Annotated in this window: 16 protein-coding genes; 11 read left to right on the top strand and 5 right to left on the bottom strand. The window is 66.3% G+C overall.

Going from position 1 to position 24,538, the window contains the following annotated elements; all coding sequences use genetic code 11:
• The first annotated feature begins 20 nt into the window (after positions 1-20).
• From ACMZPQ_RS01805 to ACMZPQ_RS01790, 4 genes are read left to right on the top strand one after another with little or no spacing between them, the layout of a single operon-like run.
• On the top strand, positions 21-1,388 hold the full coding sequence (locus ACMZPQ_RS01805) for an FAD-dependent monooxygenase (protein ID WP_197583138.1): 1,368 nt from the start codon (positions 21-23) through the stop codon (positions 1,386-1,388).
• The gene (gene sbcB / locus ACMZPQ_RS01800) at positions 1,388-2,827 is read left to right on the top strand and encodes an exodeoxyribonuclease I (RefSeq protein WP_197583137.1); all 1,440 of its coding nucleotides are present in this window, start codon (positions 1,388-1,390) and stop codon (positions 2,825-2,827) included. Before ACMZPQ_RS01805 ends, sbcB begins: the two co-directional genes overlap by 1 nt.
• On the top strand, positions 2,824-3,510 hold the full coding sequence (locus tag ACMZPQ_RS01795) for a DUF2461 domain-containing protein (RefSeq protein WP_008265662.1): 687 nt from the start codon (positions 2,824-2,826) through the stop codon (positions 3,508-3,510). Before sbcB ends, ACMZPQ_RS01795 begins: the two co-directional genes overlap by 4 nt.
• 54 nt (positions 3,511-3,564) lie before the next feature.
• Positions 3,565-4,116, top strand: a complete 552-nt coding sequence (locus ACMZPQ_RS01790) for a DUF2939 domain-containing protein (RefSeq protein WP_197583136.1) — start codon at positions 3,565-3,567, stop codon at positions 4,114-4,116.
• 292 nt (positions 4,117-4,408) lie between these two features.
• Here the strand turns inward: ACMZPQ_RS01790 and ACMZPQ_RS01785 are convergent, their stop codons facing one another.
• The 3 genes from ACMZPQ_RS01785 to ACMZPQ_RS01775 form a co-directional block, all read right to left on the bottom strand.
• A complete protein-coding gene (locus ACMZPQ_RS01785; RefSeq protein WP_005410242.1) occupies positions 4,409-5,353 on the bottom strand; it encodes a 5'-nucleotidase in 945 nt (314 codons plus the stop codon).
• A 48-nt stretch (positions 5,354-5,401) separates the two neighbouring features.
• Positions 5,402-6,175, bottom strand: coding sequence for an NAD kinase (locus ACMZPQ_RS01780; RefSeq protein WP_197582208.1), 774 nt, complete (start codon positions 6,173-6,175; stop codon positions 5,402-5,404).
• Positions 6,176-6,365: 190 nt separating this feature from the next.
• Positions 6,366-11,342, bottom strand: a complete 4,977-nt coding sequence (locus ACMZPQ_RS01775) for an NAD-glutamate dehydrogenase (protein WP_197582207.1) — start codon at positions 11,340-11,342, stop codon at positions 6,366-6,368.
• Positions 11,343-11,592: 250 nt separating this feature from the next.
• On the opposite strand from ACMZPQ_RS01775, the gene ACMZPQ_RS01770 reads away from it, so the two are divergent.
• The 3 genes from ACMZPQ_RS01770 to ACMZPQ_RS01760 are packed head-to-tail and all read left to right on the top strand — an operon-like array spanning position 11,593 to position 16,706.
• Positions 11,593-12,249 (top strand): TetR/AcrR family transcriptional regulator C-terminal domain-containing protein, encoded by a 657-nt coding sequence (locus ACMZPQ_RS01770; protein ID WP_197582213.1) that lies wholly within the window; start codon positions 11,593-11,595, stop codon positions 12,247-12,249.
• The gene (locus ACMZPQ_RS01765) at positions 12,249-13,517 is read left to right on the top strand and encodes an efflux RND transporter periplasmic adaptor subunit (RefSeq protein ID WP_197582206.1); all 1,269 of its coding nucleotides are present in this window, start codon (positions 12,249-12,251) and stop codon (positions 13,515-13,517) included. Before ACMZPQ_RS01770 ends, ACMZPQ_RS01765 begins: the two co-directional genes overlap by 1 nt.
• A 15-nt stretch (positions 13,518-13,532) precedes the next feature.
• Positions 13,533-16,706 carry a multidrug efflux RND transporter permease subunit gene (locus tag ACMZPQ_RS01760; protein ID WP_197582205.1) on the top strand — a complete coding sequence of 1,058 codons (3,174 nt, stop codon included), beginning with the start codon at positions 13,533-13,535 and terminating at the stop codon, positions 16,704-16,706.
• Positions 16,707-16,877: 171 nt separating this feature from the next.
• Here the strand turns inward: ACMZPQ_RS01760 and ACMZPQ_RS01755 are convergent, their stop codons facing one another.
• Positions 16,878-17,165, bottom strand: coding sequence for a hypothetical protein (locus ACMZPQ_RS01755; protein WP_197582211.1), 288 nt, complete (start codon positions 17,163-17,165; stop codon positions 16,878-16,880).
• 265 nt (positions 17,166-17,430) lie between these two features.
• Here ACMZPQ_RS01755 and ACMZPQ_RS01750 point away from each other — a divergent pair, with 265 nt between their 5' ends.
• Positions 17,431-18,342: a hypothetical protein gene (locus ACMZPQ_RS01750; protein WP_414485998.1), complete on the top strand. Its 912-nt coding sequence runs from the start codon at positions 17,431-17,433 to the stop codon at positions 18,340-18,342.
• 92 nt (positions 18,343-18,434) lie between these two features.
• Here the strand turns inward: ACMZPQ_RS01750 and ACMZPQ_RS01745 are convergent, their stop codons facing one another.
• On the bottom strand, positions 18,435-19,583 hold the full coding sequence (locus tag ACMZPQ_RS01745) for an acyl-CoA dehydrogenase family protein (protein WP_197582204.1): 1,149 nt from the start codon (positions 19,581-19,583) through the stop codon (positions 18,435-18,437).
• A 153-nt stretch (positions 19,584-19,736) separates the two neighbouring features.
• On the opposite strand from ACMZPQ_RS01745, the gene ACMZPQ_RS01740 reads away from it, so the two are divergent.
• From ACMZPQ_RS01740 to metH, 3 genes are read left to right on the top strand one after another with little or no spacing between them, the layout of a single operon-like run.
• Positions 19,737-20,666, top strand: a complete 930-nt coding sequence (locus tag ACMZPQ_RS01740) for an ArsR/SmtB family transcription factor (protein ID WP_197582203.1) — start codon at positions 19,737-19,739, stop codon at positions 20,664-20,666.
• 19 nt (positions 20,667-20,685) lie between these two features.
• The gene (locus ACMZPQ_RS01735) at positions 20,686-21,780 is read left to right on the top strand and encodes a homocysteine S-methyltransferase family protein (protein ID WP_197582202.1); all 1,095 of its coding nucleotides are present in this window, start codon (positions 20,686-20,688) and stop codon (positions 21,778-21,780) included.
• Entirely contained in the window at positions 21,777-24,461 is a 2,685-nt protein-coding gene (gene metH / locus ACMZPQ_RS01730; protein ID WP_197582201.1) for a methionine synthase, read from the top strand. Before ACMZPQ_RS01735 ends, metH begins: the two co-directional genes overlap by 4 nt.
• The last annotated feature ends 77 nt before the right edge of the window (positions 24,462-24,538 follow it).

The raw sequence follows: 24,538 nt of genomic DNA, 5'->3' as shown, positions 1-24,538 counted from the left end.
CCCTACTGCTGGACAGTTCGTTGATCGCACACGCCTCCCGCTCGTTGAGCATTATCGGTGCCGGCCTCGCCGGGTCCCTGCTGGCCATCCTGCTGTCACGGCAGGGCTGGCGCATCACCCTGTACGAACGCCGCGGCGACCCGCGCATCGCCGACTACGAGAGCGGGCGTTCGATCAACCTGGCGCTGGCCGAACGCGGGCGCAACGCACTGCGCCAGGCAGGCGTGGAGGACGAAGTGATGGCCCGCGCGGTGATGATGCGCGGGCGCATGGTGCACCCGCGCGAAGGCGAACCGCAGCTGCAGCGCTATGGCCGCGATGACAGCGAAGTGATCTGGTCGATCCATCGCAGCGACCTCAACACCACGTTGCTGGAGCTGGCCGAGCAGGCCGGCGCGACCGTGCATTTCCACCGCCGCCTGCACACCGTCGATTTCGATGCCGGCTACGCACGCTTCATCGACGATCGCGACGACAGTCCGCACGATATCCACTTCGACTGCCTGATCGGTGCCGACGGTGCGGGCTCGGCGCTGCGCGCGGCGATGAACCGGCGTGCGCCGCTGGGCGAGGACATCGCCTTCCTCGACCACTCCTACAAGGAGCTGGAGATTCCGCCGACCGCGGAGGGCGGCTTCCGCATCGAACGCAATGCGCTGCACATCTGGCCGCGCGGCCACTACATGTGCATCGCGCTGCCCAACCACGAAGGCACCTTCACCGTCACCCTGTTCCTGCCCAACCAGGGCGATCCCAGCTTTGCCACCGTCAACACCGGCGCGCAGGCAGAGGCGCTGTTCGCGCGCGAGTTCGCCGACACCCTGCCGTTGATCCCGAACCTGCGTGCGGACTGGGAACAGCACCCGCCGGGCCTGCTCGGCACACTCACCCTGGAGCGTTGGCACCAGGGCGGCCGCGCCGTGCTGATCGGCGACGCCGCCCATGCGATGGTGCCGTTCCACGGCCAGGGCATGAACTGCGCGTTCGAGGATTGCGTTGCGCTGGCCCGCCATCTGCACGACGCCGACGACCTGCAAGGTGCGTTCGCAGCGTTCGAGGCCGAGCGCAAGCCGAACGCGCGCGCCATCCAACAGATGGCGCTGGAAAACTACCTGGAAATGCGTGACCGCGTGGCCGATCCCGCGTTCCTGCTGCAGCGTGAGCTGGAACAGGAGCTGCAGCGACGCTGGCCGACCCGCTTCGTGCCGCACTACACGATGGTCACCTTCCTGCACACGCCGTATGCCGAGGCGCTGCACCGTACCGAGCTGCAGCGCGACATGCTGGTGGCGGCAACCGCCGGCCACACCACGCTGGACAACATCGACTGGGCCGCACTGGAAGCGCAGATCCATGCACAGCTGCCGGTCCTGGAGGGTGCGCACTGATGGCTGACAGCTTCCTGTTCTACGACCTGGAGACCTTCGGCCAGGACCCGCGGCGCACACGCATCTCGCAGTACGCCGCCATCCGCACCGACGCCGACCTCAACGAAATCGACACGCCGGTCAGCTTCTTCGTGCGCCCGGCCGACGACCTGCTGCCTTCACCGATGGCCACGCTGGTCACCGGCATCACGCCACAGCAGGCGCTGGCCGAAGGCATCAGCGAGGCCGAGGCCTTCGACCGCATCAACGAACAGCTGTCACGCCCCGGCACCTGCGCGCTGGGTTACAACACGCTGCGCTTCGACGACGAGTTCGTCCGCTACGGCCTGTTCCGCAACTTCCACGATCCCTACGAACGCGAATGGCGAAACGGCAATTCGCGCTGGGACCTGCTGGACATGCTGCGGCTGATGCGCGCGATGCGCCCGGACGGCATCCAATGGCCGCTGCGCGAAGACGGCGCCACCTCGTTCAAGCTTGAACACCTGGCCGAAGCCAACAACGTGCGCGAAGGCGATGCGCACGAAGCACTCTCGGACGTGCGTGCCACGATCGGCATGGCACGCCTGTTCAAGCAGTCGCAGCCGCGCCTGTGGGACTACGCGTTGAAACTGCGCGACAAGCGTTTCGTCGGCAGCCTGCTGGACATCGCTGCGTTGAAGCCGGTGCTGCACATCTCGATGCGCTATCCGGCCAGCCGCCTGTGCGCCGCGCCCGTGCTGCCGCTCGCGGTGCACCCGACCATCAACAACCGGGTGATCGTGTTCGACCTCGATGGCGACATCGACGACCTGCTGGAGCTGCCGGCCGAGGTGATCGCGCAGCGCCTGTACATGCGCGCCAGCGAACTGCCCGAAGGCGTGGCGCGGGTCCCGCTGAAGGAGGTGCACCTGAACAAGGTGCCGGCACTGATCGCCTGGAACCACCTGCGCGCCGACGACCATGAGCGCCTGGGCTTGGACGTGGCGGCCATCGAGGCCAAGGTCGAACGGCTGCGTCCTTTCGCCGCGCAGCTGGCCGAGAAGGCACGCCAGGTCTACAACCAGCCCCGCGCCGCCACCGTGGCCGACGTCGACGCCTCGCTGTACGACGGCTTCCTCGGCAACGGCGACAAGCCATTGCTTGCCCTGGCGCGCACCACCGCACCGGAACAGCTGGCCGAGCTGGAGGGTCGTTTCCGTGACCCGCGCCTGCCCGAGCTGCTGTTCCGCTACCGTGCGCGCAATCATCCCGGCAGCCTCGCACCGGCTGAACGCCAGCGCTGGCAGGATTACCGCCGCCAGCGCCTGCTTGGAGACGGCGGCCTGGGCGAACTCAACCTGCCCCAGTACCAGCAGCAGCTTGATGCGCTGGCCGCCGAAGCGCCCGACGACGCCCGGCGCCAGGCCCTGCTGCAGTCGCTGCGCGACTGGGGCCAGCACCTGCAGGGGACGTTGTGAGTACCTATTTCTCGGACGCCAGCTTCAAGTTTCTGCGCAGCCTGGCGCGGCATAACGAAAAGGCGTGGTTCAACGACCATCGCCAGCAGTACGAAGACCACGTGCGGCAACCGTTCCTGCGCCTGCTCGGCGACCTGCAGCCGGCGTTGGCCGAGGTCAGCGACCATTTCCGCGCCGATACCCGCGGCGTCGGTGGCTCGCTGTTCCGCATCCATCGCGACGCGCGTTTTTCCAACGACAAATCGCCCTACAAGACCTGGCAGGGCGCTCGCCTGTTCCATGAGCGCCGCCGCGAAGTCGCCGCGCCCTCGTTCTACGTGCACCTGCAGCCGGGCGAGAGCTTCGTCGGTGCCGGACTGTGGCATCCCGAGCCGGAGACGCAGCGCCGCGTGCGTCACTTCATTCTCGATAACCCGGGCAGCTGGAAGGCCGCCGCGCACGCCCCCGCGCTGCGCAAGCGCTTCGACTTCGAGGAGAGCGAGAAGCTGGTGCGGCCACCGCGTGGCTTCCCGGCCGATTTCGAATTCATCGACGATCTCAAGCACCGCAACTGGGTGATGTGGCGCTCGCTGGACGATGCCACCATGACCGGCCCACGCCTGCTGTCCACGCTGGGCAAGGACCTGGCCGCACTCGGCCCGTTCGTCGACTACCTGTGCGCGGCACTGGACCTGGAGTTCTGAACCCCATCACCCGGCGTTCACCCCCGGCCCGCGTACTTGCGGCAGTCTGGCGGCATGAAGAAGCTCATTGCAGTGCTGGTGCTGGTGGTTCTCGCGCTGTCCGCGTGGTGGTTCGGCGGCCCCTATGTAACCGTGCATGGCCTGTCCAGGGCCATCGAACAGCGTGACACCGCCGGGCTGGAACGCTACGTCGATTTCCCGCGCGTGCGCAGCAGCCTGCGCGCGCAGCTCAACGACTACCTGGTGCGCCAGGCCGGCCCGGACGTGGCGGCCAGCCCGTTCGGCGCCCTGCTCTACGGCCTGGGCGACCAGCTCGGTGGTGCCGCCGTGGACACCATGGTGACTCCGACCGGGATCGGCGCAATGCTGCAGGGCCACGTGCTGTGGAAGCGCGGCCGCAATGAACTGCAGGGCGGCGATGCGTTCGGCCCGACCGAACCGGCGCGGCCGCTGAAGCATGCCGAGCATCATTTCGAAGCGCTGGACCGCTTCGTGATCGACGTCGACCGCGGTCCCGGCCAGCCGCCGCTGAAGGTGGTGCTGGAACCGCAGGGCCTGCGCTGGAAGGTGGTCGACCTGCAGCTGGGGATGTCGGCCACCCCGTGACCCACCTTGGTGGGCATGGATGCGATGGGTGACCCGCCTTCGGTGGATGCCCACCTCGGTGGGCATGGGTGCGATGCCGTGCCAACCAAGCCAACCAAGGTTGGCACCTACCGGGGCGATGGGTGACCCGCCTTCGGTGGATGCCCACCTTGGTGGGCATTGATGCGCCTCCGTGCCAACCAAGGTTGGCACCTACCGGGGCGATGGGTGACCCGCCTTCGGTGGATGCCCACCTTGGTGGGCATTGATGCGCCTCCGTGCCAACCAAGGTTGGCACCCACCCATCATCGCCTCAACCCTCGTTGGCGACGCCGTGCGGCACATGGCCGGCAGCCACGTGTTCGCGCGCACTGTCGATGTTGTGCTGCGAATCATCGAAGAAGATGTCGGCGCCGAACGCCTGCAGGAACGGCCCCTTGTGGCGGCCGCCGAGGAACAGCGCCTCGTCCAGGCGCACGCCCCACTCCCGCAGGGTACGGATGACCCGCTCGTGCGCCGGTGCAGAGCGTGCGGTGACCAGTGCGGTACGAATCGGCGCACTCTCCCCTGCCGGGAACACTTCCTGCAGCGTATGCAGGGCCGACAGGAAGCCGCGGAACGGGCCACCACTGAGCGGTTCGCGGGCACGTTCGCGCTCGTGCCGGCCAAACGCTTCCACGCCCTGCTCTCGCGAGATGCGCTCGCTCTCGTCCCCGAAGATCACCGCGTCACCATCGAAGGCGATGCGCAGTTGACCCGCCGGGCGACCGGTATCGATCTGGTCGGCCGCTGCCGCCGCGGTCTCGCCCGGCGGCTTGGGCAGGATGGTCGCTGCGGCGATGCCGTGGCGCAGCGCGCTGCGCACCGATTCCGGATTGGCCGACAGGAACAGGTCGGTCCCGAACGGCTTCACGTAGGGCCAGGTCGGCTCGCCGGCGGTGAACGTCGCACGGATGATGCCCAGGCCGTAATGCTGGATCGAATTGAAGATGCGCAGGCCGGTATCGGCCGAATTGCGCGACAGCAGGATCACCTCGACGCGCGGATTCTCCGGGCTGGCGCCCTGGTTCAGCGCCAGCAGCTTGCGCACCACCGGGAAGGCCACGCCGGGCCCGAGGATGTCGTCCTCATGCTGGCGCTGGAATTCGGCGTAGGCGGCCACGCCATCGCTTTCGAACAGCGCATGGCTTTCCTCGAGGTCGAACAGGGCGCGCGAGGTCACCGCGACGGTCAGCAAACGGGGGGAGTTGTCGCCCATCGGTGGGGGGTCCTTCAAGCGATCGGCACGGCCGGCCGCCCATTGTCCTCAAAAAACGAACTGTTCGCTCAGGATCCGGTCTTCCAGGTTGTGCTCCGGGTCGAACAGCAGGGTCACGCGGCGGTCCTTCGACTCGCGGATAGTCACCTCGACCACGTCGCGGGTCTCGTGCGAATCGGCGGTCACGCTGACCGGGCGCTTGTACGGATCGAGCACGCGGAAGCGCACTTCGGTATCGGCCTTGAGGATGGCGCCGCGCCAGCGCCGTGGCCGATACGGGGCCAACGGTGTCAGCGCGATGGTGTGCGAACCCAGCGGCAGCACCGGTCCATGCGCGGAATAGTTGTAGGCGGTGCTGCCGGCCGGGGTGGCCACCAGCACGCCGTCGCCGATCAGCTCGGCCACGCGCTCCTGGCCGTTCAGGTCGATACCGATATGCGCGGCCTGGCGGGTCTGGCGCAGCAGCGAGACATCGTTGTAGGCCAGCGAACCGGTACTGGTACCGGACTCGGTCATCGCCACCATTTCCAGCGGGCGCAGGTGGGCCGGCTCGGCGCGGGCGATGCGGGCATGCACGTCATCATCGCCGCGGTACTGGTTCATCAGGAAACCGACCGTGCCCAGCTTCATGCCGAACACCGGCTTGCCCAGGTGCCCATGCCGGTGCAGGGTCTGCAGCATGAAGCCATCACCGCCCAGCGGGCACAACACATCGGCCTGCTCGGGCGCGTAGTCGCCATAGCGCGAGACCATCGCCGCGCGGGCCATCTGCGCCGGTTCGGTGGTGCTGGCCAGGAAAGCGATGCGGGGGGAGTCGCTCATCGGTGGATCCGGGTGGGTGTGCCAACAAGAGCATACCCGGTCGTGCCGGCTGCTGGCCGGCCGCTGCATCCGGCTGCGGTTGATGCGGTTGCCGGCCAGCGACCGGCGCTACCAGGCAATGCAGAACGGCCCCGCTTTCGCGGGGCCGTTCCGGTTTACACATGCCGGGCAGCGCCCGGCGCTACATCACTTACGCGCCGTGTGCCGCCAGCTGGCCCAGGCGCTGCACCGCGACCGAGACGGTCGGATAGTCCAGGGTCTTCTGCTCGGCCAGTTCGGCCAGCATCGCCAGGGTGAAGCGCAGGCTGTTGTCGTCACGGCCCATCCAGGCCGCGACCTTGGCCTCCGCACTGCTGCCCTTGGTGCCCAGCACCTGGCCGGCCAGGTTGCGGTGGTTGGCCGCCAGTTCGTCACGCAGCACGCCACGTGCCACGGCATGCCAACGGCCGTTGACCTCCAGCGCGTCGACCTGCTCGAACAGCCACGGCAGCTGCAGGGCGTCGCCCAGGCGGAAGTGGACCTTGGACACGTCCACCGGCTTCAGCTTGCGGGTGCGGGCCAGTTCGATGATGTCGAACGCCGGCTCCAGGAAGTGCAGTTCGGCCAGCTGCTGCGCCAGCGCGGACGGCAGGCCCTTTTCCTTCCACTCGGCCACCAGGGCTTCGTAGGTCGGACGCTGTGAATCCGGCAGCACGCCCGAAGCGACGCGGATGTCGTTGAACGGACCCTGGTAGCGGTTGACCGCTTCGGTGATGCCCGGCATCGCGCCCGGGCGCGACAGCAGCCAGCGCACGAACGAACGCTGCAGCTTCCAGATCACTTCCAGTGCGTCGATCTGCACCGACTCCGGCACCTTGCCGTCGAGGGCATCGATCTGCGCCCACAGCGCGCGGGCATCCAGCGTCTCGCGGCTGATGGTGTAGGCCTTGGCGACCTCGGCGATGGAACGGCCGGTGTCTTCCTGCATGCGCATCAGGAACGTGGCGCCCATGCGGTTGATGGTCTGGTTGGTCACGGCCGTGGCGATGATTTCGCGCTTCAGGCGGTGACGCTCCATCGCGTCGGCGTACTTCTTCTGCAGCGGGGTCGGGAAGTAGCGCTGCAGTTCCTTGGACAGGTACGGATCTTCCGGGATGTCCGAATCCAGCAGCTGGGCGAATGCCACCAGCTTGGAATAGGACAGCAGCACCGACAGTTCCGGACGGGTCAGGCCCTGGCCACGCGCCTTGCGCTGCGACAGCTCGGCATCGGACGGCAGGAACTCGATCTGGCGATCGAGCAGGCCCTGCTGTTCCAGGGTGCGGATGAAGTGCTGCTTGGAACCCAGGCGCTTGACCGCCATCCGCTCCATCAGGCTCAGGGCCTGGTTCTGGCGGTAGTTGTCGTTGAGCACCAGCTCGGCGACTTCGTCGGTCATCGAGGCCAGCAGCTTGTTGCGCTGCTCGACGGTCAGCTTCTTGGCCCGCACCACATCGTTGAGCAGGATCTTGATGTTGACTTCGTGGTCGGAGGTGTCGACACCGGCCGAGTTGTCGATGAAGTCGGTGTTGAGCAGCACGCCGGCCTCGGCGGCTTCGATGCGGCCCAGCTGGGTCATGCCCAGGTTGCCGCCCTCGCCCACCACCTTGCAGCGCAGCTCACCACCGTTCACGCGCAGGGCGTTGTTGGCGCGGTCGCCGACATCGCTGTGCTGCTCGCTGGCGGCCTTGACGTAGGTGCCGATGCCGCCGTTCCACAGCAGGTCGACCGGTGCCTTCAGGATCGCGCTCATCAGATCGTTCGGCGACAGCGCCTTGACGTTGTCGTCCAGGCCCAGCGCTTCACGCACCTGCGGGGTGATCTCGATCGACTTCAGGCTGCGCGGATAGATGCCGCCGCCCTTGCTGATCAGCTTGGCATCGTAGTCCGCCCAGCTCGAACGCGGCACGGTGAACAGGCGCTCACGTTCGACGAACGTGGTGGCCGCATCCGGGTTCGGGTCCAGGAAGATGTGGCGGTGATCGAACGCAGCGACCAGGCGGATGTGGCGCGACAGCAGCATGCCGTTGCCGAACACGTCGCCGGACATGTCGCCGACGCCGACCGCGGTGAAGTCCTGGGTCTGGCTGTCACGGCCCAGCGCACGGAAGTGGCGCTTGACCGACTCCCACGCACCGCGTGCGGTGATGCCCATGCCCTTGTGGTCGTACCCCACCGAACCACCGGAGGCGAACGCATCGCCCATCCAGAAGCCGTGCGCGATGGCCAGGCCGTTGGCGATGTCGGAGAAGGTCGCGGTGCCCTTGTCGGCGGCCACCACCAGGTACGGATCGTCCATGTCGTGGCGCACGACATCCACCGGCGGCACGATCTTGTTGTTGACGATGTTGTCGGTGATGTCCAGCAGGCCCTGGATGAACAGCTTGTAGCAGGCCACGCCATTGGCGAAGACCGCGTCGCGATCACCATTGACCGGCGGCATCTTGGCGAAGAAGCCACCCTTCGCGCCGACCGGCACGATCACGGTGTTCTTGACCATCTGCGCCTTGACCAGGCCCAGCACTTCGGTACGGAAGTCTTCGCGACGGTCCGACCAGCGCAGGCCACCACGGGCGACCGCGCCGAAGCGCAGGTGGGTGCCTTCCACGCGCGGGCCGTAGACGAAGATTTCGCGGTACGGGCGCGGCTTCGGCAGGTCCGGCACCAGCGCCGAATCGAACTTGAAGCTGATGACGTGGCCGTGCTGGCCGTTGGCATCGGTCTGGTAGTAGCTGGTGCGCAGGGTCGCGTCGATCACGCCCATGAACGAACGCAGGATGCGGTCCTCGTCCAGGCTGGACACGCGGTCCATCAGCTTCAGCAGCGCATCGCGCGCGGCCTGCATCTGCGCGTCGCGGTCACCCTTGCGGGCGTCGACCACGGTCTTGAGCACCTTCAGGGTGGCCTCGTCGCCGGCGGCCAGCACATCGAGGTGGGCCTTCAGCTGCGCCTGGCCAGCCGCGATGTCGTCCTTGCTCTCGTGGCCGGTGGCCGGATCGAAGCGGGCTTCGAACAGTTCCACCAGCAGGCGGGCCAGCAGCGGGTAACGGGCGAAGGTGCCTTCCACATACGCCTGCGAGAACGGCACGCCGGTCTGCAGCAGGTACTTGCAGTAGCCACGCAGCATGGCGACCTGGCGCCAGTGCAGGCCGGCGGCCAGCACCAGGCGGTTGAAGCCATCGTTCTCGGCATCGCCGTGCCAGACGCGGGCGAAGGTCTCGCCGAAGGCTTCATCGACGCTGGCGGCATCGATCGCGCCGGCGGTCGACTCGACCTCGAAGTCCTGCACGTACACCGGGGCGTTGTCGACCGACAGGCGGTACGGACGCTCGGCGATCACGCGCAGGCCCATGTTTTCCATCATCGGCAGCGCGTCCGACAGCGGGATGTCGTCCAGCTGGCGGTACAGCTTCAGGCGCAGCCCATCGCCGCTTTCGCGCGGCACCGCCTGCAGGCTCAGGCGCAGGTCGTCCGGGCCGGTCAGGGCGTCGAGCTGGCTGACATCGTTGGCGGCAACGGCGGTGCTGTTGTCTTCGATGTAACCGGCCGGCAGCGCCTTGCCGATGCGGGCGGCGATGCGCAGGCCTTCGGTTTCGCCGTGGCGGGTCACCAGCGCTTCGCGCAGGTCGTCCTGCCAGTTGCGCAGCACCTGGGCCAGCTTCTGCTCCAGTTCGGCGGTATCGACGTCGAGCATTTCACCCGGCTTCGGACGCACGATCAGGTGCACCTGGGCCAGCGGCGATTCGCCCAGCACCACCGAGCTGTCGACGTACTCGCCGTGCAGCGCTTCCTTCAGCATCGCTTCGATGCGCAGGCGCACGTCGGTGTTGAAGCGCTCGCGCGGCAGGTAGACCAGTGCGGAAATGAAACGGCTGTACTTGTCACGGCGCAGGAACAGGCGGCTGCGCACGCGCTCCTGCAGGCCCAGCACGCCCATCGCGGTGCGGAACAGTTCGTCCTCGCTGGACTGGAACAGCTCTTCGCGCGGCAGGGTTTCCAGGATGTGGCGCAGCGCCTTGCCGCTGTGGCTGGACGGGGCCAGGCCCGACTGCTTCATCACGTGCTCGTGGCGCTGGCGCACCAGCGGGATTTCCCACGGGCGGCGGTTGTAGGCGCTGGAGGTGAACAGGCCAAGGAAGCGCTGCTCGCCGATGATCTTGCCCTTGGCGTCGAATTCCAGCACGCCGATGTAGTCCATGTAGCCGGCGCGGTGCACGCGCGAACGGGCGTTGGTCTTGGTCAGGATCAGCGCGTCCTTCAGGCCGGACGTGGCGTTCAGGCCCTGCGCGGCCAGGGTCTTGACCGGACGGGCAGCGGACTTGTCCTTGCCGCGCATCAGGCCCAGGCCGGTGTCGTTCAGCGGGGCCAGCACGTCTTCCTTGCCCTGCTTCTCGACGCGGTACTCGCGGTAGCCGAAGAAGGTGAAGTGGTTGTCGGCGGCCCAGCGCAGGAATTCCTGTGCTTCCTTGCGCGAGGCATCGTCGACCGGCAGCTGGCGCTTGCCCAGGTCGTCGGCCAGCGCCAGCGCCTTGTCCTTCATCGGCTGCCAGTCGCGCACGATCGCACGCACTTCATCCAGCGCCTTGTTGATGGCCTGCTCGATGGCGGCCATGGCTTCGGCCGGCTGGCGATCGATCTCCAGCAGCATCACCGATTCGGCATCACCCTCGCCGACCTTGACCAGCTTGCCGGCCTTGTCGCGGGTGAAGTGCAGCACCGGGTGGCCCAGCACGTGGACGCCCACGCCCTGCTCGGCCAGCGACATGGTGACGGTATCGACGAGGAACGGCATGTCGTCATTGACGATCTGCAGCACCGTGTGCGGCGATTCCCAACCATTGGCCTTGGCGGTCGGATTGAACACGCGGACGTTGGCCTTGCCGGCCTTGCGGGCACGGGCGAATTCCAGCGTCTCAGCCGCGAGAGCGGCCCACTCTTCAGCGCTGTGGTGCGGGAACTCGTCCGACTCCATGCGCTTGTAGAAGCTAGTGGCGAAGGCCACCGCTTCGGCCTGTGCGGCCGCGGGGTAGCGCTTGCGCAAGGCCGTGTATACCGGCTCCAGGGAGAAACCAGCGGTCACTGCGACCTCCGACTCTGCTGGTTTGGTCTTGTTTTTCACGGTCTTGGCTGCGGTTTTTTGCGGTTTCATGGCAGAGCGATGCGCTTGCTCAGTTGGGAAAATGAAATTGTAGCCCTACCGCACGAAAAGGCCTTGCTGCAGGACGGAATAAGCAGATTCGGGTTTGCTGCGGTTTAGACGCCTATTCAGTTCGCACCGGTATGGTGCTGGCGCTCATTTCAGCACTGCCGACAGGATCGGCAAAACGTGTTACCGGAAGACACACGCGGCGACGCCAATGCGATTCCACAATCCTGAACTGGACGGTATAGTCCACCGCGTGAACCCGGCCTACCTTCCCGTTGCCCTCGACGCACGCGATGAGCGCGTGTTCGACGCCGTGCGCGAGCTGCTGGCGCAGCAAGGCATGCAGATGAGCATGGACGCGGTGGCCCAGCACGCCGGCTGCTCCAAGCAGACCCTGTATTCACGCTACGGCAGCAAGCAGGACCTGCTGCGCCGGGTGATGCAGCGCCATGTCGGCCACGCCACCGGCGCCATGGTCCGTGCACTCCGCACTGACGACCTGCGTGCCAGCCTGCTCCAGTTCGCCACCGATTTCCTGGAGCATTTCAACCAACCGCACGTAGGCCAGGCCTGCCGGCTGATCGCTGCCGACGCGGCCCAGTTTCCCGAAGAGGCGCGTACGCTGTACCGGCATGGCGCCGGCGCGCTGACGCTTCATCTTGCTGAATGGATTGAAACCGTTTGCAGGAACGGCCAGCTGCGGCATGACGACCCGCACTTCATGGCCGAGCTGCTGCTGAGCATGATCGCCGGTCAGGATTTCGACAAACAGCGCTTCCATACGCCCCATCGTGATGACGCGCAGCTGCGTCGGCGCTGGGCAGAGTTCTCCGTCGACAGCTTCCTGCGCGCCTTCGCGCCACAGCCGTCGGCGGCCCCGTCTACAAACCAACCCCGGAGTTCCTCCTGATGACCGCCCCACTCCGCACCCTTGCCTTGACGTGCGCCGTTGCTGTCGCTCTGGCCGCCTGCAAGAAGCCGGAACAGCAGACGCCCCCGCCGCCGGAGGTGGGCGTGATCGACGCCAAGCCGCAGACCCTGCCGCTGCAGCGCGAGCTGGTCGGCCGCCTGTCGCCGTTCCGCAGCGCCGACGTGCGTGCGCGCGTGCCGGGCGTGCTGCTCAAGCGCGTCTACCAGGAAGGCTCGCAGGTCAAGCAGGGCCAGACCCTGTTCCTGATCGACCCGGCCCCGCTGCGTGCCTCGCTCAACGCCTCCGAGGCGCAGCTGGCCTCGGCCCGCGCCACCTACGCCAACGCCAAGGTCGCGGCCGACCGCGCCCGTTCGCTGGCGCCGCAGCAGTTTGTCTCCAAGGCCGACCTGGACAATGCCGAATCGGCCGAGCGCACCGCGCTGGCCGCGGTCAAGCAGGCCGAAGCGGCGGTCACCTCCTCCCGCATCAGCCTGGGCTACACCGAAGTGACCGCGCCGATCAGCGGCGTGGCCAACAAGCAGCAGGTCACCGAAGGTGCGCTGGTCGGCCAGGGCGATGTGACCCTGCTGACCACCGTCGACCAGCTCGACCCGTTGTACGTGAACTTCTCGCTGAGCGTCGATGAGCTGACCCAGCTGCGCGCGCAGCAGGCCAAGGGCGCACTGGCCCTGTCCGGCGATGGCAAGGCCACGGTCAGCGTCAAGCTGGCCGACGGCACCACCTACAGCGAGCCGGGCACGCTGGACTTCTCCTCGACCACGGTCGACCCGGCCACCGGCGCGGTCTCGCTGCGTGCGCTGCTGCCGAATCCGCAGCAGATCCTGCTGCCGGGCGCCTTCGTCAGCTTCCAGGCCAACCTGGGCGAGCGCAACAACGCCTACCTGGTGCCGCAGCAGGCACTGCTGCGCGATACCACCGGCGGCTACGTGATGGTGGTCGGCGCCGACGGCAAGGTCGCGCGCAAGAACGTGAAGACCGACGGCGCGCAGAACGGCAACTGGCTGGTCAGCGACGGCCTGGCGGCCGGTGACAAGGTGATCGTGGCCGGCGTGCAGAAGGTCAAGGAAGGCGCGCCGGCGGTGGCCAAGCCGTGGACCCCGGGGCAGGACGCCAACGGCAAGCCTGCCGCAGGCGGCGCTGCTCCGGCAGGCACAGCACCGGCCGCGGGCAAGGCACCGGCCGACGCCGCCAAGCCCGAGCAGGCCGATGCGGCCAAGCCGGCCGCCACCGATTCGAACAAGCAGTAACGGGAACCTTCCGTCATGCCTAAATTTTTCATCGAACATCCAGTCTTCGCCTGGGTGGTTGCGATCCTGATCTCGCTCAGCGGCGTGATCGCGATCCTCAACCTGGGCGTGGAGTCCTATCCCAACATCGCCCCGCCGCAGGTGACCGTCTCGGCCACCTACCCGGGTGCCAGCGCGGACACCACCGAAAAATCGGTCACCCAGGTGATCGAGCAGCAGCTGACCGGTATCGATCACCTGCTGTACTTCAGCTCTTCCTCGTCCTCCAACGGCCGGGCGCAGATCACCCTGACCTTCGAGACCGGTACCGATCCGGACATCGCCCAGGTGCAGGTGCAGAACAAGGTGTCGCTGGCCACGCCCCGACTGCCTTCGGAAGTGACCCAGCAGGGCGTGGTGGTGGCCAAGGCCAACGCCGGCTTCCTGATGGTGGTGGCACTGCAGTCCGATACACCGACCATCAACCGTGATGCGCTGAACGACATCGTCGGTTCGCGCGTGCTCGACCAGGTCTCGCGTATCCCCGGCGTCGGCAGCACCCAGCAGTTCGGTTCCGAGTACGCCATGAACATCTGGCTGAACCCGGAAAAGATGCAGGGCTATGGCCTGTCGGCCAGCCAGGTGCTGGCGGCCGTGCGTGCGCAGAACGTGCAGTTTGCTGCCGGTGCATTGGGCTCGGACCCGTCGCCGGAGGGCCAGCACTTCACCGCCACGGTCTCGGCCGAAGGCCGCTTCAGCTCGCCGCAGGAGTTCGAGAACATCATCCTGCGCGCCAACGCTGACGGCTCGCGCGTGCTGTTGAAGGACATCGCCCGCGTTGCCTTCGGTGCCAACAACTACGGCTTTGACACCCAGTACAACGGCAAGCCGACCGGCGCCTTCGCCATCCAGCTGCTGCCGGGCGCCAACGCCCTGAACGTGGCCGATGCGGTGCGCGGCAAGATGGACGAGCTGCAGCCCAGCTTCCCGGCCGGCGTCACCTGGTTCTCGCCGTACGACAGCACCACCTTCGTCAAGATCTCGATCCAGGAAGTGGTCAAGACCCTGTTCGAAGCCGTGTTCCTCGTGTTCCTGGTGATGCTGATCTTCCTGCAGAACTTCCGGGCCACGTTGATCCCGACCCTGGTCATCCCGGTGGCCCTGCTCGGCACCTTCCTGGGCATGTGGATGATCGGCTTCACGATCAACCAGCTGACCCTGTTTGCGATGGTGCTGGCGATCGGCATCGTGGTCGACGACGCGATCGTGGTGATCGAGAACGTCGAACGCATCATGACCGAGGAAGGCCTGGCGCCGAAGCCGGCCACGCAGAAGGCGATGACCCAGATCACCGGCGCGGTGGTCGCGATCACCGTCGTGCTGGCCGCGGTGTTCATCCCCTCCGCCCTGCAGGGTGGTGCGGCCGGTGAGATCTACAAGCAGTTCGCGCTGACCATCGCCATCTCGATGGCGTTCTCGGCGTTCCTGGCCCTGGGCTTCACCCCGGCGCTGTGCGCGACCTTCCTCAAGCCGACGCACAACGACAACCCGAACATCGTCTACCGCACCTTCAACAAGTACTACGACAAGATCAGCCACACCTATGTGGGCCACATCACCTCGGCGGTGCGCCATGCGCCGCGCTGGATGATCCTGTTCGTGGTGCTCACCGCACTGTGCGGCTTCCTGTTCACCCGCATGCCGGGCAGCTTCCTGCCGGAAGAAGACCAGGGCTACGCGCTGGCGATCGTGCAGCTGCCGCCGGGCTCGACCAAGGGCCAGACCAACGACGTGTTCGCGCAGATGCGTGGCGTCCTGGAAAAGCAGGATGGCTATGAAGGCATGCTGCAGGTGGCCGGCTTCAGCTTCGTCGGTTCCGGCGAGAACGTGGGCATGGGCTTCATCCGCCTGAAGCCGTGGGAAGAGCGCAAGTTCACGGCTCCGGAGTTCATCCAGAACATGAACGGCGCGTTCTACGGCATCAAGGAAGCGCAGATCTTCGTGGTCAACCTGCCGACCGTGCAGGGCCTCGGCCAATTCGGTGGCTTCGACATGTGGCTGCAGGACCGTAGCGGTGCCGGCTACGAGCAGCTGACCCAGGCCCGCAACATCCTGCTCGGCCAGGCCGCGCAGAAACCGGACCACCTGGTCGGCGTACGCCCGAACGGCCTGGAAAACGCGCCGCAGCTGCAGCTGCACGTGGACCGCGTGCAGGCGCAGTCGATGGGCATGTCGGTGTCGGACGTGTACAGCACCATCCAGCTGATGCTGGCCCCGGTGTACGTCAACGACTTCTTCTACGAAGGCCGCATCAAGCGCGTGACCATGCAGGCCGATGGCCCGTACCGCACCGGCCAGGAGTCGCTGAAGAGCTTCTACAGCCCGTCCAGCCTGACCACCAATGCCGACGGCACCAACGCGATGATCCCGCTCAACACGGTGGTCAAGTCCGAATGGGTGTCGGCACCGCCGTCGTTGAGCCGCTACAACGGCTACTCGGCGATCAACATCGTCGGTTCGCAGGCACCGGGCACCAGCTCGGGTGAGGCGATGCAGACCATGGAAGCGATCGTCAACGACGACCTGCCGGCCGGCTTCGGCTACGACTGGTCCGGCATGTCCTACCAGGAAATCCTGGCCGGCAACGCGGCGACCCTGCTGCTGGTGCTGTCCATCGTGGTGGTGTTCCTGTGCCTGGCTGCGCTGTACGAAAGCTGGTCGATTCCGGTGGCGGTGCTGCTGGTGGTGCCGCTGGGCGTGCTCGGTGCACTGGCCCTGTCGATGATGCGCGGCCTGCCCAACGACCTGTTCTTCAAGATCGGCCTGATCACCGTGATCGGCCTGGCGGCGAAGAACGCGATCCTGATCGTGGAGTTCGCGGTGGAGCAGCGCGCCGCCGGCAAGAACCTGCGCGATGCCACCATCGAAGCGGCCCGCCTGCGCTTCCGCCCGATCCTGATGACGTCGTTCGCGTTCATCATGGGCGTGATCCCGATGGCGATCTCCACCGGCGCCGGCGCCAACTCCCGCCACGCCATCGGTACCGGCGTGATCGGCGGCATGCTGTTCGCCACCCTGCTCGGCCTGCTGATGATCCCGGTGTTCTTCGTGGTCGTGCGCCGCATGCTGGGCGACAAGCTGGATGAACCCTCCAAGGAGTTCATGGAACGCCAGCGCGACGCCGAAAGCGCCCACCGCCCGGATCGTTGATCGATGATCGGTAGGTGGCCACCGTTGGTGGTCACCCTTCAAAGGCCCCGGAGCGATCCGGGGCCTTTTTTGTTGCCGCTTCTGAATCCAATCCAACGTCGGTTGGTGTCAATCAGAGCAACGGCATGGCCGCCAGCCGCCAACCTGGGTTGGCGCTGTTCGGGCAACGATTCAGCGCAGCAGCGCAACCACCGCGCATACCGCCACGATCACCAATGCCACCCATTGCATCGGCACGAAGAAGAAATGATGGGGCGCGGCTTCGCCCTGCTGCCGGGGCACGCGATTGAGCCAGAGGCCCAGCAGCACGTTCGCGGCGGCGCCGATTCCTGCACCCAGCAGCACCTGTTGCAGCGGGATGTTGCCCTTGGGCCCGTCATGCGGGAAGAAGTACGCCAGCAGCAGGATGCCTGCGATCGGCGTTACCAGCGTCATGAAACCCCAACCGCGATAGATCATCCAGCATGTCCTGAAGAATTGCCCATCGCATTGGAACATAGGGGCAAAGGCCTCGTCGCGTTCGCCTTGCGCTGCAGGCCATTGCAGATGATGAGCGTCGGCTTGAACGCGTCCGCGCGGCGCCTTGCAGCCCAAGAGTGCTTTCGTTGCGACAGGAAGCTGCGCATCAGAACAGAGACATCCGCTATGGGATCTACATCGCTGTTCCCTTGAGCCCAGACCGGTATCCAGTGCATTCCTTCAACGGATTGATCGAGGCGTTCCCATGTTGCACCTTTTGAATGCGCGTCTACTCGCCACCTGCATGTCCCTGTCACTCGGCCTTGGCCTGCACGCAACCGCGCATGCCGGCGGCGTTGTACCCTGCAACAACTGCGCCAGTCCACGCTCGGCAGCGCTCCAGTCAGGGACGGGATTGACCGTGGTGGTCGACCTGGAGCAAAAGCGGCTCAATGGTTTTGAAGTGGAGTACGACCGCGAACTGCGGAAATACCGCGCAGTCCCCGTAGCCGTCCCGACCGAAGTGACCGCGATGTTCCATCGCATCCTCGCAGTCCCGCAGGCCGGCATCGGGCCAGGAACGCAGTTCGTGCCACAGTCCTTCGGCCGCGGGACCGTTGTTCCGGTCCATCCTGATGACCCGCAGATGGCCAATGGCATCACCTTCCCGGCAGAACTGAAGGGGCTCAATGCCTACGATGTGGTGCAGTCGGCCACCTATCGAACCCAACTGGAACTCGGCATAGGGCGCGCCTTCAGTGGCGCCAACACGTCGCAGCCGGCGTGGAACTCCCTGGCCACGACGATCTCCTCTGTTGTGCTGAGCTGGGTGAGCAAACTGTTTGGCGTGGACACCGTAACCTATGTGATTACCTGGCGCGATGGCTCGCGAACCAGGCTGGTGATCTCTCCAGATTCGGTCGACAGGGCAAGGTATGTTGCCGGCGAAAGCGTCGACGCGGCGGGAAACCGGATACCGGACGGCGCAGCCTCAAACAGCGATACGGGCCAAGGCTACTCGGGCACGTATCAATTCAGTAGCGACGGGGACTATCAGAGCTGGGTGGATACCGCACATCTGTACGGCGTGAGGATCGAGATCAATCCCGGATCGGCCCCGACCGGCCCCATCTGCAGGTGGGACGGCCGACAACTACATTGCCAGGTGCCCCGCTAACGCATTCCCAGGGAGGTCAGCGCAGCGCCACCCACAGATGGCGACGTCCCAGCACTGCCGCGCCGCCGGACCGGCGACGCGGCCACTACCACTCAGCGCAGCCCGGTCTCGTTGCGGGCGATCACCAGGCGCTGGATCTCCGAAGTGCCTTCATAGATCTCGGTGATCTTGGCATCACGGAAGTAACGCTCCAGCGGCATTTCCTTCGAATAGCCCATGCCGCCATGGATCTGCACCGCCTGGTGGGTGATCCACATCGCCGCTTCCGAAGCGGTCAGCTTGGCCACTGCCGCTTCGGTGCTGAAGCGCTTGCCCTGCCCCTTCACCCATGCAGCGCGCAGGGTCAGCAGCAGCGCTGCGTCCAGCTTGCACTTCATGTCGGCGATCTTGGCCTGGGTCATCTGGAAGGTGCCGATGGCCGCGCCGAAGGCCTTGCGCTCCTTCACGTATTCCAGGGTCGCTTCATACGCGGCCCGGGCGATGCCGATGGCCTGCGAGGCAATGCCGATGCGGCCAGCGTCGAGCACGCTCATGGCGATCTTGAAGCCTTCGCCTTCCTGGCCCAGCACGTCTTCGGCCTGGGCCACGTAGTCGTTGAATTCGATTTCGCAGGTGGCCGACGCACGGATGCCCAGCTTCGGTTCGGTCTTGCCACGACCGAAGCCGGCCTTGTCGGTATCGATGATGAAGGCGGTGATGCCGCGCGCGCCCTTGTCCGGATCGCTCATCGCGAACAGCACGATGTACTTGGCCACCGGGCCGGAGGTGATCCAGCTCTTCTTGCCATTGATGACGAAGGTGCCGTCGGCCTGCTTGACCGCGCGGCAGCGCATGGCGGTGGCATCGGAGCCGGACTGCGGCTCGGTCAGCGCGAACGCGCCGATGGCCGTGCCTTCGGCGATGGCACGCACGTAGGTCTGCTGCTGCTGCTCGGTACCATGGGTGAGGATGCCGTTGCAGAACAGCGAATTGTTCACCGACATGATGGTCGAGTGGGCTGCGTCGGCGGCGGCGACCTCCACCATCGCCAGCACGTACGCGATCGGGTCCATGCCCGCACCGCCGTATTCGGTCGGCACTTCGATGCCCATCAGGCCGTTCTCGCCCAGCAAGCGGATGTTGTCCAGCGGAAACTCACCGGTGCGGTCGTGGTGCTCCGCGCTGGGGGCAATCTTCTCCTGCGCGATGCGCCGCGCCACGTCCTGCAGCATCAACTGCTCTTCAGTAAAGCTGAAATCCACAACACCCTCCCAGGTACATGATGAAGTGGGCCACGCAAGGCGTGCCCGGATGGCCTGATTGTACCGGGGCGCGGCGGCTTCCGTACGCCAGCGACTTGACCGTTGCAGGCAACCTCGGCGAATATATCTCTATATCGCGATAGGTAGATATTTATGGATCTGGAAGACTGGTCGACCCGACTGAAGGTGTTCGCCGATGCGACCCGCGTGCGCCTGCTGGCGCTGCTGGAGCAGGAGGAGCTGACCGTGGCCGAACTGTCGGCGATCACCCGGCTGGCACAGCCGCGCGTGTCCACGCATCTGGCGCGCCTGAAGGAAGCCGGCCTGGTGCGCGACCGCCGCGCTGGCGTGTCGGCCTACTACCGCTTCGACGAGGCCCAGCTGGACCCGGCGCAGCGCGCATTGTGGCATGCCTTGAGCAACGGAAGCGACGATCCGCTGCTGCGCCAGGATGCGGAACGGGTCGCCGCCGTGCTCGCCCACCGGGCCGCCGACCAGAACTGGGCCGACAGCGTGGCCGGCGACATGGAACGCCACTACTCGCCCGGCCGCACCTGGGAGGCGCTGGCACGCACCGCGCTGCCGCTGCTGGAAACCGGCGACGTGCTCGACATCGCCTCCGGCGACGGCGTGCTGGCCGAGCTGGTTGCCCCGCATGCCAAGCGCTACATCTGCATCGACACCAGCGCGCGGGTGGTCGCCGCCGCCAGCGAGCGCCTGCGCCGCCTGCCCAACGTGGAGGTGCGCGAGGGTGATATGCATGCCCTGCCATTCAAGGACGGCAGCTTCGACCTGGTGGTGCTGATGCACGCGCTGACCTATGCCAGCAAGCCGGCGCAGGCGGTGACCGAAGCGGCCCGCGTGCTGCGTCCCGGTGGCCGCCTGCTGCTGTGCAGCCTGGCCCGCCATGAGCACAAGGCGGCCGTGGAGGCCTATGGCCACGTCAACCTCGGCTTCAGCGACAAGGAGCTGCGCAAGTTCGTCGACAAGGCCGGCCTGCAGGTCTCCAGCCTGGAAACGGTCACGCGCGAAAAGCGCCCACCCCATTTCGAAGTGATTTCGCTGATCGCCAACAAGCCCTGAGCCCCAACCCGAGCCCGCCATGTCCACCTTGCCCTGGCTGCATCCCGATCGTGCCAACGCCCTGCTCGACGCTCTGCGCGAGCGGATCCTGATCATCGACGGCGCCATGGGCACGATGATCCAGCGCCATGGACTGCAGGAGGACGACTACCGCGGTGAGCGCTTCGCTGGCGGCTACGACCATGCGCACGGCCCGGGCTGCGACCACGCTGCGCCGGAAGGCCATGACCTGAAGGGCAACAACGACCTGCTGCTGCTGACCCGGCCGCAGATCATCGCCGACATCCACACCGCTTACCTGGACGCCGGCGCGGATCTGGTGGAGACCAACACGTTCAACGCGACCTCGGTCAGCCAGGCCGATTACCACCTGGAACACCTGGTGTATGAGTTGAACAAGGCGGGGGCCGCCGTGGCACGCGCCTGCTGCGATGCGGTGGCGGCGACCACGCCAGGCAAGCCGCGCTTCGTGATCGGGGTAGTCGGCCCGACCAGCCGCACCGCCTCGATCAGCCCCGACGTCAACGATCCGGGCTTCCGCAACACCAGCTTCGACGAGCTGCGCGACACCTATCGCGAAGCCATCGAGGGCCTGATCGACGGCGGCGCCGACACGCTCATGGTCGAGACCATCTTCGACACGCTCAATGCCAAGGCCGCGCTGTATGCACTGGAAGAGGCCTTCGACGCGCGTGGCGCACGCTTGCCGGTGATGATCTCCGGCACCATCACCGATGCCTCCGGGCGCACGTTGTCCGGACAGACCGCCGAGGCCTTCCATGCCTCGCTGGCGCATGCGCGCCCGCTGTCGATCGGGCTGAACTGTGCGCTGGGCGCCGACGCGATGCGCCCGCACGTGGAAACCCTCTCGCAGGTCGCAGGCTGTTACGTCAGCGCACATCCCAACGCCGGGCTGCCCAATGCCTTCGGCGAGTACGACGAGACGCCCGAGGACATGGCCAGCACCCTGCGGGGTTTCGCCGAGGATGGCCTGTTGAACCTGGTCGGCGGTTGCTGTGGCTCCACTCCCGACCACATCCGCGCGATCGCACAGGCCGTGGCCGGGCTGCCGCCGCGCCGCCTGCCGGGCAACCAGGAGCAACAAGCCGCATGAGCACCCCGGCGTACACCCGACTGTCCGGCCTGGAACCGCTGGTCATCACCCCGGACCTGCTGTTCATCAACGTCGGCGAACGCACCAACGTCACCGGCAGTGCGCAGTTCCGCAAGCTCATCAAGGAAGGCCGCTACGAGGAAGCCGTCGATGTGGCCCGCCAACAGGTGGCCAGCGGTGCACAGATCCTCGACGTCAACATGGACGAGGGCCTGATCGATTCGGAAGCGGCGATGACCCGCTACCTCAACCTGATCATGTCCGAGCCGGACATCGCGCGCATTCCGTTGATGGTCGATTCGTCCAAGTGGAGCGTGATCGAGGCCGGGCTGAAGTGCCTGCAGGGCAAGAGCGTGGTCAATTCGATCTCGCTGAAGGAAGGCGAGGCGCAGTTCCGCGAGCATGCACGCAAGGTGCTGCGCTATGGCGCCGCCGCGGTGGTGATGGCCTTCGATGAAGCCGGCCAGGCCGATACCTGCGCGCGCAAGGTGGAGATCTGCACCCGCGCCTACCGCATCCTGGTCGATGACATCGGCTTCCCGCCGCAGGACATCATCTTCGACCCGAACATCTTCGCGGTCGCCACCGGCATCGAAGAGCACGACAACTATGCTGTCGACTTCATCGAGGCGACCCGCATCATCAAGCAGACGCTGCCGCACTGCCATGTATCCGGCGGCGTCTCCAACGTGTCCTTCTCGTTCCGCGGCAACGAGACGGTCCGCCAGGCCATCCATTCGGTGTTCCTGTACCACGCGATCGCCGCCGGCATGGACATGGGCATCGTCAACGCCGGTGCCATGCCGATCTACGATGAGCTGGAGCCGGAGCTGCGCGAGCGCGTCGAGGACGTGATCCTCAACCGCCGCAGCGACGCCACCGAGCGCCTGCTGGAGATCGCCGAGCGCTACAAGGGCAAGAAGGGCGCGGCGAAAACCGAAGACCTGGCCTGGCGCGAGAAGCCGGTGGCGCAGCGCCTCGCGCATGCACTGGTGCACGGCCTCGATGCGTATGTCGAAGAAGACACCGAGCTGGCGCGGCAAGCTTCAAGCCGCCCGCTGGACGTGATCGAAGGGCCGTTGATGGACGGCATGAACATCGTCGGCGACCTGTTCGGCGCCGGCAAGATGTTCCTGCCGCAGGTGGTGAAATCCGCACGCGTGATGAAGAAGGCGGTGGCTTACCTGCTGCCTTACATCGAGGCAGAAAAGGCACGCACCGGTGATTCGGCCAAGAGCAATGGCCGCATCATCATGGCCACGGTGAAGGGCGATGTGCACGACATCGGCAAGAACATCGTCGGCGTGGTCCTGGCCTGCAACAATTTCGAGGTGATCGACCTGGGCGTGATGGTACCGGCACAGAAGATCCTCGATGCCGCGCGCGAGCATCATGCCGACATCATCGGCCTGTCCGGGCTGATCACCCCGTCGCTGGAGGAAATGAGCCACGTTGCGCGCGAGATGCAACGGCAGGGCTTCGACCTGCCGCTGCTGATCGGCGGCGCTACCACCTCGCGCGCGCATACCGCGCTGAAGATCGATCCGCACTACCAGGCTCCCACGATCTGGGTGAAGGACGCCTCGCGCGCGGTTGGTGTTGCGCAGTCGCTGATCTCGCGCGACCTGCGCGAAGCCTTCGTCGCCGCCAACGAGGCCGACTACGCCGAGATCCGCGCGCGCCACCGCAATCGCGGTGATGCCAAGCGCCTGGTCACGCTGGAGCACGCGCGTGGGCAGAAATTCCAGGGCGGCTGGGACAGCTACACGCCGCCCGCGCCGAACCAGCCCGGCCTGCATGTATTCGACGACTATCCGCTCGCGGAGCTGGTCGACTACATCGACTGGACGCCGTTCTTCCAGGCCTGGGAACTGGCCGGCAAGTTCCCGGCCATCCTCACCGACGAGATCGTGGGCACCCAGGCCAGCGAGCTGTACCAGGATGCGCGGGCGATGCTCGATCGCATCGTCGGTGAAAAGTGGCTGACCGCCAGGGCGGTGTTCGGGCTGTGGCCGGCCAACAGCATCGGCGACGACGTGCGCGTGCAGCACCCGCAGGGCGAAACCACCCTGCACTTCCTGCGCCAACAGGTCGACAAGCCGGCCGAGCGCCCGGACTTCTGCCTGGCCGATTTCATCGCCCCGGCCGACAGTGGCAAGCAGGACTGGATCGGCGCCTTCGCGGTCACCGCCGGCATCGGCATCGACGCACACGTGGCGCGTTTCGAAGCCGAGCATGACGACTACAACGCGATCCTGCTGAAGGCGCTGGCCGACCGCTTTGCCGAAGCGCTGGCCGAACGCCTGCACCAGCGCGTGCGCACCGAGTTCTGGGGGTACGAGCAAGCCGAGACGCTGGACAACGAGGCACTGATCGATGAGCAGTACCGCGGCATCCGCCCCGCCCCCGGCTACCCGGCCTGCCCAGAGCACAGTGAGAAACGCCGCTTGTTCGACCTGTTGCAGGCCGAGGCCAATGCCGGCATGGAACTGACCGAGAGCTTCGCGATGCTGCCGACCGCCGCCGTATCGGGCTACTACTTCAGCCACCCGCAGAGCCAGTACTTCGTGGTCGGACGGCTCAGCCGCGAGCAGGTCGGCGACTACGCCCGGCGCAAGGGCGTGGATCGCACCCAGGCCGAACGCTGGCTGGCCTCCAACCTCGACTACGACCCCGAATGACGCAAACGGGGACGGAGGGGATCAAGTCGTTTGTGGCACACGCGACGTGATCCCCTCCGTCCCCTTTTTGCTTCATC

The organism is Stenotrophomonas maltophilia (assembly GCF_047497515.2).
In the GTDB taxonomy this organism is placed as follows: Bacteria; Pseudomonadota; Gammaproteobacteria; order Xanthomonadales; family Xanthomonadaceae; genus Stenotrophomonas.
The sequence above is the reverse complement of the archived record's forward strand: the minus strand, read 5'-3'. Positions and strand labels throughout refer to the sequence as shown.

Bases quoted from the DNA above. Each gene is read 5' to 3' on its own strand.
- sbcB (WP_197583137.1), top strand. From the start codon at position 1,388: ATGGCTGACAGCTTCCTGTTCTACGACCTGGAGACCTTCGGCCAGGAC.
- metH (WP_197582201.1), top strand. From the start codon at position 21,777: ATGAGCACCCCGGCGTACACCCGACTGTCCGGCCTGGAACCGCTGGTC.
- ACMZPQ_RS01785 (WP_005410242.1), bottom strand. From the start codon at position 5,353: ATGGGCGACAACTCCCCCCGTTTGCTGACCGTCGCGGTGACCTCGCGC.
- ACMZPQ_RS01775 (WP_197582207.1), bottom strand. From the start codon at position 11,342: ATGAAACCGCAAAAAACCGCAGCCAAGACCGTGAAAAACAAGACCAAA.
- ACMZPQ_RS01765 (WP_197582206.1), top strand. From the start codon at position 12,249: ATGACCGCCCCACTCCGCACCCTTGCCTTGACGTGCGCCGTTGCTGTC.
- ACMZPQ_RS01780 (WP_197582208.1), bottom strand. From the start codon at position 6,175: ATGAGCGACTCCCCCCGCATCGCTTTCCTGGCCAGCACCACCGAACCG.
- ACMZPQ_RS01755 (WP_197582211.1), bottom strand. From the start codon at position 17,165: ATGATCTATCGCGGTTGGGGTTTCATGACGCTGGTAACGCCGATCGCA.
- ACMZPQ_RS01735 (WP_197582202.1), top strand. From the start codon at position 20,686: ATGTCCACCTTGCCCTGGCTGCATCCCGATCGTGCCAACGCCCTGCTC.
- ACMZPQ_RS01740 (WP_197582203.1), top strand. From the start codon at position 19,737: ATGGATCTGGAAGACTGGTCGACCCGACTGAAGGTGTTCGCCGATGCG.
- ACMZPQ_RS01750 (WP_414485998.1), top strand. From the start codon at position 17,431: ATGTTGCACCTTTTGAATGCGCGTCTACTCGCCACCTGCATGTCCCTG.
- ACMZPQ_RS01760 (WP_197582205.1), top strand. From the start codon at position 13,533: ATGCCTAAATTTTTCATCGAACATCCAGTCTTCGCCTGGGTGGTTGCG.
- ACMZPQ_RS01790 (WP_197583136.1), top strand. From the start codon at position 3,565: ATGAAGAAGCTCATTGCAGTGCTGGTGCTGGTGGTTCTCGCGCTGTCC.